The sequence below is a fragment of the Polaribacter sp. KT25b genome, from assembly GCF_900105145.1.
GTDB lineage: Bacteria > Bacteroidota > Bacteroidia > Flavobacteriales > Flavobacteriaceae > Polaribacter.
The window spans coordinates 2,471,722-2,483,708 of the sequence record NZ_LT629752.1 but is presented as its reverse complement, the minus strand read 5'-3'; the positions used below and the strand labels follow the sequence as shown (position 1 = coordinate 2,483,708).

Annotated in this window: 9 protein-coding genes; 2 read left to right on the top strand and 7 right to left on the bottom strand. The window is 30.1% G+C overall.

Features of this window, described 5'->3' with window-relative positions; translation table 11 throughout:
- Positions 1-3: 3 nt before the first annotated feature.
- Together BLT70_RS17165 and BLT70_RS10710 are read right to left on the bottom strand one after the other, a co-directional pair.
- Entirely contained in the window at positions 4-1,251 is a 1,248-nt protein-coding gene (locus BLT70_RS17165; RefSeq protein ID WP_157691889.1) for a restriction endonuclease subunit S, read from the bottom strand.
- Positions 1,248-2,834: a class I SAM-dependent DNA methyltransferase gene (locus BLT70_RS10710; protein ID WP_091894276.1), complete on the bottom strand. Its 1,587-nt coding sequence runs from the start codon at positions 2,832-2,834 to the stop codon at positions 1,248-1,250. The genes BLT70_RS17165 and BLT70_RS10710 overlap by 4 nt, the downstream gene beginning before the upstream one ends.
- A gap of 531 nt (positions 2,835-3,365) precedes the next feature.
- Between BLT70_RS10710 and BLT70_RS10705 the strand changes: the two genes are divergently transcribed.
- Together BLT70_RS10705 and BLT70_RS10700 are read left to right on the top strand one after the other, a co-directional pair.
- Positions 3,366-3,860 carry a hypothetical protein gene (locus tag BLT70_RS10705; protein ID WP_091894274.1) on the top strand — a complete coding sequence of 165 codons (495 nt, stop codon included), beginning with the start codon at positions 3,366-3,368 and terminating at the stop codon, positions 3,858-3,860.
- 993 nt (positions 3,861-4,853) lie between these two features.
- Complete coding sequence (locus tag BLT70_RS10700) at positions 4,854-5,246, top strand: HU family DNA-binding protein (protein WP_091894272.1); 393 nt, start codon at positions 4,854-4,856, stop codon at positions 5,244-5,246.
- A gap of 1,164 nt (positions 5,247-6,410) precedes the next feature.
- On the opposite strand, the gene BLT70_RS17160 is transcribed toward BLT70_RS10700, so the two are convergent.
- From BLT70_RS17160 to BLT70_RS10675, 5 genes are all read right to left on the bottom strand, one after another.
- Positions 6,411-6,629, bottom strand: a complete 219-nt coding sequence (locus BLT70_RS17160) for a hypothetical protein (protein ID WP_157691888.1) — start codon at positions 6,627-6,629, stop codon at positions 6,411-6,413.
- 161 nt (positions 6,630-6,790) lie between these two features.
- On the bottom strand, positions 6,791-7,669 hold the full coding sequence (locus BLT70_RS10690) for a sugar phosphate nucleotidyltransferase (RefSeq protein WP_091894268.1): 879 nt from the start codon (positions 7,667-7,669) through the stop codon (positions 6,791-6,793).
- A 21-nt stretch (positions 7,670-7,690) separates the two neighbouring features.
- The gene (locus BLT70_RS10685) at positions 7,691-8,767 is read right to left on the bottom strand and encodes a mevalonate kinase (RefSeq protein WP_091894266.1); all 1,077 of its coding nucleotides are present in this window, start codon (positions 8,765-8,767) and stop codon (positions 7,691-7,693) included.
- A gap of 3 nt (positions 8,768-8,770) precedes the next feature.
- Complete coding sequence (locus BLT70_RS10680) at positions 8,771-10,405, bottom strand: beta-N-acetylhexosaminidase (protein WP_091894264.1); 1,635 nt, start codon at positions 10,403-10,405, stop codon at positions 8,771-8,773.
- Positions 10,406-10,445: 40 nt separating this feature from the next.
- Positions 10,446-11,984 (bottom strand): hypothetical protein, encoded by a 1,539-nt coding sequence (locus BLT70_RS10675; protein ID WP_091894262.1) that lies wholly within the window; start codon positions 11,982-11,984, stop codon positions 10,446-10,448.
- Positions 11,985-11,987 lie beyond the last annotated feature (3 nt).

Sequence of the window (11,987 nt, the reverse complement as noted above, 5' to 3'; positions counted from 1 at the left end):
TTTCTATTCCTTTTTAAGCCCATTTACACGCAACTCACCACGCATTAACTTTGGTAACAAGGTATCTCTGGTTTGGGTTAGAGTTTGGATTTGTTTAAGATTAGATAATATCTTTTCAAATAAAGGACTTTGAATTTTATTAAATTTCATCAAAAAATCTTTTGCAGGAATAACCAATTCTATATTTGAAAAAGTACTTGTATTGACATTTAATGTTGCTGTACCTCCTGAACCTAAATCGTTTAAATATTTTCTTAAACTAGTCAGTTTCAAATATAAATATTCTCTCATAAATTCATTAATTGGAATAACTGAATTTATTTGTTGATTAGTTTGACAATCTTGAGTACTTAATGAAACTAATCCAACAGTTGCTATACAACTCACAATTATAGAATTTTTAGGAATCATTTTCTTTCTTTGAGAATTTGCTCCCATTAAAGTCAAATTATCATTTGCCCCTAGAATAAAAACTTGATTATGCATATCTGGAATTTTAATAAATGGAATGTCATCTCCATAATAATCACTTTTAGATTTAGAAGGTGTTTTGCCACATACAATAGTCCCTATCTCCCCCAACTTCCCAACACGCCAACCCTCAGGCAATACATCATCAATTTGGTATAACCCAAACCATTCTTTAAAAATAGTTTGTGCGGTTTGCTCTAAAGTTTGGTTTTGAGCGCGTAGGTTTTCTATTTTATCATCAAAAGCGGTTAAGACGTTGGCTATGGCTTTTTGTTCTTTTTTGTCTTCTGGGTATTTAAACTGATATTCTTGAATTCTAGATGGCGAAGTATGTCTAACCGTACTACCTGTGGCACTATTTACGATACTTTTTTGATAATGCTTTGTTCGTAAAAGCCAGTAAACGTATTCTTTATCAAAATCTGAGTTTTTAAATTGAATTAAACCTATTCTTTGATTATGTAGATATTCTTTTTCGTCATTAGGCACTTTTGCCGAAAAACCTAATGTATCACCTTCTTTACTTAAATCAGTCATAGTGACTATAACATCATTTGGTTTTAAAACATAATTTTCAGGATAATCTCCAGTATAATATTTAAACTTATTACTTTTAAATCCTCCTCCTACTTTGAAGTTTCCTGGCGTAATTAATATTTTATTATTCGACTGAAGAGTAATGAATTCACCTTTGAATGCAAATCCATGTTTAATATCAATTACTTCACCTAAAGTATCTTTTACCCAACCCTCAGGCATTTTTTCATCTACACTACTCATAATTGAAACCCAATATTAGCCAGTTGTGTTTTAATTTCTTGGTTTAGGGCTTCCTCTTGTTGCATTTGTTGTTGCAAGGTGGTAGTTAGGTCTGCCATTTTGGTTTCAAAGGGGATGCCATCGTCTATTTCGTCTGGTATGCCAACGTAGCGTCCTGGTGTTAGTACGTGGTTGTGTTTTTGTATTTGTGCTAGGGTTGCGCTTTTGCAGTAGCCTTTGATGTCCTCATAAACAGATTGCTTCGTGCCTCGCAATGACGGTTCGTTTACAGTGACGGTTTTCCAGTTGTGGTAGGTTCTTGTTATTTTTTGAATATCTCCTAATCCATTGTCATGGAAGTCTCCTTTTTTATTTTCATCATCAGCATCTGAAAAATCACGATGTACTCGGTCTTTTAGATAACCCATTTCTGAGGCATCAATAAACAAGACTTCGTTGGTTTTTGTTCTTCCTCTGCGTAAAAACCAAATACAAGCAGGAATACCTGTATTAAAAAATAGTTGTTTTGGTAAGGCAACAATGCATTCTACCAAATTGTTTTCTACTAGGGTTTTACGTATATCGCCTTCGCCAGAGGTATTAGAACTTAATGAGCCATTGGCTAATACGGTTGCCATAACACCTGTTGGTGCTAAATGGTATAACATGTGTTGCATCCAACCAAAATTGGCATTACCATTGGGTGGTGTGCCATATTGCCAACGTGCATCGTCTTGTAGTATGTCTATGCCCCATTCTTTTTGGTTAAATGGCGGATTGGCTAATATGTAATCTGCTTTTAAATCTGGATGTGCATCTTTTAAAAAAGTACCTTCGGTATTCCATGCTACAAACTTGCTGTTTATGTTACGTATGGCAAGATTCATTCGAGACAGTTTCCAAGTGGTTTGGTTGCTTTCTTGTCCGTAAACGGTTATATCTTTGATGTTACCAGCATGTTCGGTTACAAATTTTTCACTCATGACAAACATACCACCAGAACCACAAGCAGGATCGTATACACGCCCTTTGTAAGGTTCTATCATTTCTACCATTAGTTTTACAATGGCTTTTGGTGTGTAAAATTGTCCGCCTTTTTTACCTTCTGCATTGGCAAATTCGCCTAAAAAGTATTCGTATACTCTACCAAAAAGGTCTTTAGAGTTTTCGTTTTCGGCTTGTAACTCGGTATTACTAATTAAATCGATGAGTTCACCCAAAGACGTTTTATCTAAATTGGCTTTACCATACACTTGTGGTAGTACGTTTTTTAGTTCTTTGTTTTCTTTTTCTACCGCTTCCATAGCTTCGTCAATAGTCTGACCAATGCTTGGCAATTTTGCTTGTGCGTGAATGTGAGACCAACGCGCTAGTTTTGGCACAAAGAAGGTGTTTTCTGCAATGTATTCGTCTCGGTCTTCGGCATCGCTCCATTCGTCAGCCTCTAATTTATTGTGTAATTCTATAAAAGATTCAGAAATATATTTTAAAAAAATAAGTCCGAGTACCACGTGTTTGTATTCTGCAGCATCTATGTTTTTACGCAATTTATCTGCTGCTTTAAACAAGTCTTGCTCAAAGGTGTTTTTGGTTTTTTTAGCCATTAAAATGAAATAAGGTTAGATATAAATATAGCAATTTATAAGGCTCTAATTTAAGAAAAGGAAATGATATATAATTACGTATTTCCATATTTCTATAAATCTATATGTATAGAAATATATAAGAGTTTGATTTATAACCTCGGATGACCAGCAATACTCATTTTTTTAGACTGAATTATATTCATACTACAAAACCCATAACGATCTGTAATTTAATTAACGTATACGTATTATTTATATGTTTAAAGGGTTAGGAGCGGAGTTAGATGCTTTAAAGAAATTATTAGTTTAATATAATTATACAAATATTATAGTATACTTTTGTTTATGTTTTTAGGGTAAAATACACCCATGTAGTTTTTCCGTTTTAGAATCAGATGATTCTTTTAATACATTTAAATACTGAAACTTAACGAATAAAAATGGTCCTTTCATCTAAAGATTAGTTTCATTAACCGAAGTTTAAATTTTAAAGGTTAGAAATCTTTTATCTTTGATATGTACTTAATAAAAAAAAATAAAACCCTCATTATGAAAATTCTAAAGACAATATCAGCAGTTGCGCTACTATTAATTGGCGTTTTTTCATTCTCAAAAGCTGAAAAGACAACACCAAAAAGTAGTTTAAATTTAGAAGAAGTTAATATAACTCAAATTCTTTCAAGCGAAGAAAAAGGGTGTAGGCCATCATCAGAAGTTTTTTTTTATGTAGATACGAAGTTGGTTAAAAAGTCTCGTGGATGTACTACAATAAATGCTAGTATTTATGTTTTAGACAGAGTTTCTGGTCAATCTAATTTATTAGCAAATGAAAACATAGTAGTTCCTTCTTATAAAGATGCAGTTTTACATTACGATACCATACCAAGCACTTGTAATAAGATTGAACTAACAAATGGAGATAAAATAGTTGGTAGCGAAATACAAACCCCTTATTGTTTTAACGAATTGATACAATACAAAACAATATATAAAAGTTATAATAACGCAACTAATAAATTATTACATATAGATAGAACTTTATAATAGTAAAATTAAAAAATAGATAAAAAGCTTCACAGAAATGTGAGGCTTTTTTTATGGCGATACATTTTGGGTATATGTAGCTACTTTGTTTTTTAAGTGGTTACAAACAATAGATTACTAAAAGCTACAAGGTGCATTATTAGCATCTATAAAGAATAAACGTTCTATGGATATCAATTTCGAGAAAACAGCTAGGTATTTTATCCTAATACTTACAAATAGGAAAACAGTAGTGCTGCATTTTTTTTAGTATACATTGTATGCACAACTACTTACAGGTGTTGTTACGGTAGTTTTAGAAATGAATAATTTTTAGCAAGGGCATCAAAAGAAGCCTTGTACATCAGTTTTTTTAAAACAACAACTTTTCTTTGTCATTAAAGGCACAATAGCCGGTTTATTTTTAATGTAAAAATGTTTAGCGATGTGCAATATCATTTTTTTTAAAGAGGTTCACTTTAATAAGTTGTGAGTTCTTAATTGACTTTATTTTTTTACTGAGTTTTTGACAGTATTTTTAAGGTTTAAATTTAAAACACTAAAAATAAGTGGTTTGTGTGTTTTTTTTGGTGATTTATTTGTTAATAAATCGTTTTTTTGTTAATAATTTGCAATTTTAGAACTAAATCTTTGCTGTATATTTACAACAACAATAAAGCCTTAAAGATGTTGCTTTAAGACTTGTTTTGTAAACGGTAACACTTTGAGAAGTGCGTAGTTTCATTTTCAGACCATAAAATTACAATACTTCTCTTAGCTTACCAAAAATATTTAGTTAATATTTTTAAAACAGTCCAACAAACTGTATTTGGTAAACTCATGACTTAATTTATTTCTTGTAAACTCCTAAAAGCAACGATCTTGTTTTTGGTTAAACTACACGAAAACCGTGTGTAGTTGGGCAAACTATTGCAGAGTTTTTAAAACGGAACCCAAGAGGTTTTTTGTTGCTACCTCTATAAAAGCAACACAACTTTTAAATTTTTTATATTTATGGTAAAAATTATACCAATAAGTAAGTCGAATCCTCAAGATAGAGGAGCGGAGAATAAATATTATGCCCAAGCGGTTGCAACAGGTAAAACAGATTTAGAGCGTTTAGCCTATTTAGTAGCCAATCAAAGCACCGTAAGAGAAGGTGATTGTTATGCTGTTATTTTGTCTTTAATTCACAATATTGTAGATGAGTTAAACCAAGGTAGAATCGTAAAACTAGATAAGTTAGGTACTTTTAATATTAGTGTAAGTTCTAATGCTAGTGATACCCCAGAAGCGGTATCTGCAAATTTAATAAAAGACGTACGCATACGGTTTAGACCTGATCAAAGAATTAAAAATTCTTTAAATATAAACACGATGAACTTTACAACTTCTCAAAGTATGTAATTTTAATTTTTTTATTATTTTATAAACCTCAATAACTAGTGTTATTGGGGTTTTTATTTGTCCAAAATTAACTGTAAAACCAATAACTGCTTATAAGCAAGTGGGTAAAACCTTATAAGGTTTTAGCACATTCCTTATAAGCACATGCTTAAAACCTTGTAAGCTTTTGCATCAAACCTTGTAAGCTTTTAAAAATTGCTTATTAGCAGTTTCTATAAAGGTTATTTTAGATAAAAAATATCATTTTTTTAGACTTCTCTAACCCCAATGTAAAAATAGAGCGCAGTATTTTGTCCTAGTTTTAGTGTATTAAACCAGCATATAAACAACTTTTTTTTGTAAAAAAGAGACTCAGAAGTCACTCAAAATAGCTTTGTAGCGCACTCGTTTTTAACTAAAATAAGAAGTAAAAAGTTTTCGTAAATAGTTAAAATAGTTGCTAAAAGCTAAATGCATTTATTAGTTTATGAAATAAGCGTAAAAGAAAATTTATAAAAAATACGAATGAAACAAAGAATAGCATAATAATACCAAAGTCTAAAAATGAATTAATACCATTTAGTGTAATTAATGCTTTACCTGTTTTAAAAAAGACTACAGATGAGATAATAAAAAAAATAATTTGTTGAAGTGTGTCTTTGTACATAACTTAAAATTTAAAATGTTTATAAAAAAGAAGTGTTTTTGTTATATTTCTTATGTAAAGATCAGATAAAAAACACCTATTATTTTAAACTTTAGATGAAAAACAATTTCATTTAGATGAAAAAACATTTCATAAAGATTAAGGAAAATGTATTATAATGAATTTCTGTGTAATGTATTGTTTATAAGTGGTGTAGGTTTTTTTTTTAGTGTGATAAATATTTTTAAACACAAATAATTTAAAGAGGTTTTGTAATCTAATGTATGTGTAAAAAACGATAGTTTTAGTGCTTTTTACTTTTATAAATTTAATTGAAAGCGACTTAAATTTATAAGTAAAAAAATCAATAATAAATACAGCTTTAAATTTGTGTAAATATTACTTCTTAATTTTATAAATAGTCTTTAAAATTAAAGAATAATGGTAAGATTCGTTGCAGAGTAGTAAATAAAAAAAAGTTCGAGTATGTTTGAGTTTAATCAGAATACTCGAACTTGTGTAATAGTTATATTTTTTTTCTAAAAAAGCTTAATACGAGAAAAACTCTTTAAAATTTTAAAGAATAAAACAGCAGAAAGACTTAGAAAAGGAAATAACGATAAAAAGAAAAGCATCACCATGAGGCCGTCATATAAGGTGTTCACTTCACTAATAATCATTAAATGCTTACCAGAAAAAAATAAAATAATTGATGTAATTAAAATAATTGATACTATTTTTATGGTTTTAGTGTCCATAACTTGGGGGGTTTGGGGGTTAGTAATAAGTAAATTTAGTAAAATAAAAGGTACTAGAACAAAAAAAAACTATTTATTTTTATAATTAACTATAAATTAAGCATATTGCTTATAAAGCAATTTATTACATTTTATGCTTTAAATTAGTTGTTGTAATACAATTAATTAGCCCAGTTTAATAGTGTTGGATAGTGTTTTTTTAAATATTCTTTAATAATAATAATGTCGTCTTTTGCCGTTAAATCGGGCACATGTTCAGAAAGCGGAATGCCTAACACTGCATTAGAATGTTCTTTAACCATATTTAAAATGGCACTTGGTAATTCTTTTTCGTCTCTTACAGGATGCACAGGACAGTTTTTTAAATAAGGATACATCATTTTTCCATCCAATTTAAAAATATTCATGCTTACTCTAATTTTGCCTAAAGTATCTTTATAACTATTGGCAGTTTCTAAAGATGGTTTTTCAATAATATTTTGCAAATAATTTTTGCGATCTAATTGAACAACAGCAAATTTTAAAATTTTTTCTAAAGAGAATTCTAAACCATCTCTATTATAACTAATAAAAGCATTAGAACTAGAAGTTTCTCTAAGCATTCTTAATGCTTTTTCTGAATATAAATTATCACTATTACAGACTGTAAATTGTTTAGATTGTAGGTCTTTGAATTGTTCAATTGCTTGAAAAACAGCATCTGCAGTTCCAAAAGGTTTTACTCTATCTGTAGGAATGTATTGTGTTGCAAAAGAAATATTTAATCCGTTAAAATTGTTATTGGCTGTTTTTTTACCGTAAAACTCTTTAAATAAACCACCTTTTTCATTGATTACAATATAAATGTTTTTGTAGCCTGCTTTTTTAGCATTATATAAAAGGTAGTCCATTAATGGCCTACCTTGATTGCCAACACTTATTAAACTTTTACTTCTAACATTTGCTTGGTTTTCAACTTCTTTGTTTATTAAATTTGATGTTGATGGGCTTTTCATTCTAGAAGACATTCCACCAGCTAAAATAAGTAAGTTATCGTTCATGTTTTTTGTTTAAATAGTTGTTTATAAAATACGTGCACCTTTATCAACGGAGACAGCATACGCATCTTTAGCGCCTGCTTTTAAAATAGCATCTATAATTTTTTGTTCTTTATTTTTGGGTGCTAAAGCAGCAATACTTCCACCACCACCAGAACCTACAATTTTAGCTCCATAAGCACCCGCTTCTAAAGCAGCGTCAATCATGGCATCAATTTTTGGCACCGTAATTTTTAAAAGGTTTTTTAAATAATGATGATGTTGATTCATTAAATTGCCAATTTCAACCAAATTTAATTCCTCTTTTTTAAATTCTAAAAGGGCTTTTTTTGTTACATCAAAATTACCAATAGCAGCTTCAAAATAGGGTTTTAAATCGTCTGATAAAAAAGAAAGATACATTTCTAAATCTTTAAGTTTAGCTTTTTCAAGTTCAAAGTTTTTTACATTTTTAGCTACTACATCAATAGCTTTCCATGAGTTTTCTTTTAGTCTTTTTAACAATCCTAAGGTTTCTTTTGGTACGCCAGATTCTGCCATAATTAAACCAGACAAAGGTTTTTGTAAAACTTGATACGAAAAATGATTTCCAGTTTCTAAATAAATAATATTTCCTAAACCAATACTGTAATGATCCATTTTTCCTCCAGGCGCATTAAACTCTAAAACTTCTGCTTCATGTGCTAGTTTAGAAATAATTTCTGGAGTTAATAGTTCTTTAGGGCCATAAGCTTTTAATAAAAACTGTATCCAAGAAATTGTTAAAGCAGAAGAGCTAGAAGTGCCTGCGTTTATTGGTATTGTACCTGTAATTACAATATCGTAACCACAAGTTGGTACACAATTATTTCTTTTTAAAACCCGTAAAGCAGCAATAATAAAATCCTCCTTTTCAAGAATTAAATGTTCATCAAAAACAGCAATTGTTCGCTTTTGGTTGATGTCTGGCAAATCAATAGTAAATGTATCTGAATTATTTTTGATGGCTTTTAAGGTAATATGCCTGTTAATAGCACAAGCAATAATTGGCAAGCCTAAATAATCTTGATGATCGCCAAATAAGCAAGTTCTACCGGGCGCAATTGATATGATTTCTGTCATCTATTATTTCTTTTTTTCTACAAATTCATCCGTAGCAAAATAAATGCCTTTTGCTGTCCATCTTTTTTGTAAATGTTTTAAAGCCGATGTAAAAGCAGCGAAGTCTTTGTTTTCTTTTCTTGTCCAGCCAATTTCTGCATAGGCTGCAATTCTAGGAAAAACTTTAAAATGCATTTCACCATTTGTAGGAATCCATTCTCCCCACATTTGTGCGCCTAAACCAATAATTTTATCATGATATTTTACATCTAATTTTTCTGGAACCGGATCAAAAGAATATGCTTTAGATAGTGGTAAAACGTTATATGTATAATCTAAATACGTGTAGGAGTGGAGCGAATTTACAATTTCGTAACCATTACTTGCCGCAGTTGTTAATAATTCATTATCACCTTTCCAGAAATGTACAATGGTTTCTTTTGCTAATTTTTGCGTAGTTTCTGTGTCTTTTTTATCTTGATAAAAATGCAGATTATGCCCCATAATTTCGTTCCAACCCATCATTCGTTTGCCTTTACCTTGTAAATAGTTAGATATATTATTTGTAAAATACACTTGTAAATCTGCAGGAGTTTTTAAGTTTTTTTCTTTCATATATGTTTTTACAGCAGCAGAATTTTTCCAATGATTATACTTTACTTCATCGCCGCCAATATGAATTACTTCGGATGGAAAAAGCGCCATTACCTCATCTAAAACATCTGTTAAAAACTGAATTACTTTAGGATTTGATACATCATACACATCTTTGCCAACGCCAAATTTAATAGGTACTTCTATTTCTTCTTTAGAGGTTCCCAACCAAGAATAAGAAGCAATTGCTGCAGTAGAATGACCAGGCATTTCTATTTCTGGTACAATGGTTATATGTCTATCAGACGCATATTTTATAATTTCTTTTATTTGATCTTGTGTATAAAAACCTTCATGTGGTTCTGCAGATTGAATAGGACTTTCCCATTGTAAAGGGCCAATTTGCGTGCTTTTTCTTTTAGAACCGATTTGTGTAAGTTTTGGGTATTTTTTAATTTCAATTCTCCAACCTTGATCGTCTACTAAATGCCAATGAAAAACATTCATTTTTAATAAAGCCATTTCATCTAACAGCATTTTTACTTGCTGCATTCCTTTAAAATGTCTGGCTTCATCTAACATAAAAGCTCTCCATTTAAATCTTGGCGCATCTTTTATTGTAACCTCTTTTAGTTTTATTGATTTTTCATATTTAGAAAAATAAGAATTGGAAGAACAATACTGAATTAAACTTTGCACCGCATAAAACCACCCTTTATCATTTAAAGCACAAATGGTAATTTCTCCATCAGAAATTGATAATTCATAGCCTTCATTTACAATGCTTTCATCCATTTTAAAATGGATGGAATTCTTTTTTAAGCTTTGAAACTCTGTTGATTTTATGTCTAATTCATAGACATCTTTAAAATAGTTTTGTAATGTTTTTGCTGATGCATTACTTTCTGATGTATGAATTATAATGGTGTTTTCATTAATAACAACATTGCCTTTATCAAAAGAAAATTCTTGAGGTTTAGGAATAATATTAATGTCTTGCGAATTGATCGTTAAAATATGAATAAAAAGTAAAGAAATAAATAAAAGGAAGCTCTTATTCTTCATGTTAATTGGGGTTTTATTCTTTAAAAATAAGCTTTTTTTATCAATTCATTTTTAAAAATGATAGATTATATTTTATTCCTAAATTTATAAAAGGGCTACTTAAGTCACCGCCTTTTGCTTTAACATAACCAGCAGCTGTTCTTAGGCTTAATGTATTATTTAATTGATAATTAAAACCAGCACTAGGTTTTACAATAAAACCTTCTCCTGTGCTAATATCTCCACCACCAGCAGCACCACCTAAAACTTGTGCAAAAAAGCTAGTTTTATCATTTATAAAAGGATTTGTTTGCATGCCAAGACCAACAATTCCTTCTGCATAAGCACCCGCATTACCAAAGTTAGCAAAAGAAGTTTGACCAGCAATGTAAAGGTTTTTATTTAAGTCAAAATTAATTTGTACAGATATTTGATGCATATCTTCTGTAGGTTCTCCATCTCTTTTAGCATTAAAATAAAGGTCTTGTTTCGTAATTACTTCGATGCCTTTAAAAATACCTTCTGAAAACGAATTTTCATCAGAAATAATACCATTTCTTTCTACATAATATTTTAAACCAAGACCATAAGAAGAAGTATAAAAATGAGAATTAGGCGACATTACATAGCCTTTATTCACGGATATAAAAAATGCATCAAAAATTTTCTGTTCAATTGAAATATCTGGATAAATTAAAAACCCGCCTTGCGAATCTACGCCACCACCGCCACCAGCGCCAACTCCAAATTTAGCAAGAATATTGGTTCGGTTTTTATTAAAAGGTAAGTGATATCCTCCCCCTAAAAACACATCCATATAACCCGCTTTTATACCATCGTAAGCGCCATCGAATTTTACAAAAGTAAACCAGTTTTTAGAAAGATAAGAAGCAATTTCAAAACCTGCCAATCTTATCGTTGCTCTACCAAAATTTTGAACATTTTTATTTGTATCATCTCCTTTAATTTCTAAATTATTTAGATGAAGCATGAGCGATGATTTTTTAGAATTTACATTCCAATTTGATTTTTGTAAACCATCAAAACTATAGTCATTTTCAGCAACGTCATAATCAGCATACGAAAAGTCTAAAGGAATTTCTAAGCCTACATTTAATTGATGTCCTTTGATTTCGCCTCCGTCAAAAAAGTTAACATAACTCCAACCCGAATTAATAGAGAGATCTTTAAAGTTATAACCTAGATTAAAGTGTGGTAAAATAAATGCACCACCACCATCAGGAGCACTTTTACCACCGCCACCGCCAAAGTGAAAACCAGTATCTAGATAAAAATTATTGGTAAAATATTTTTTAATTCCGGCATTGATACCCAAGGTAAAGAAACCACCTCTTTCGCCAGTAACTGCACCATAAATTCCTAAACCAGCATAAGACCAATCATTCATCATTAAGTTATAATGAATACCAGTAAAACCCATATTAGATTCATTCGGAATTGTAGTTTCTGGCATTTTAATAGAAAGAAAATCTATTTTTCCGAAACCTTTTTGAGTTTTCTTTTCTGGGATATTATCATTTTGAGAATATATAAATTGAGTTATACATACTATGGCGAATAAAAAAATATGTTTTTTCATAAA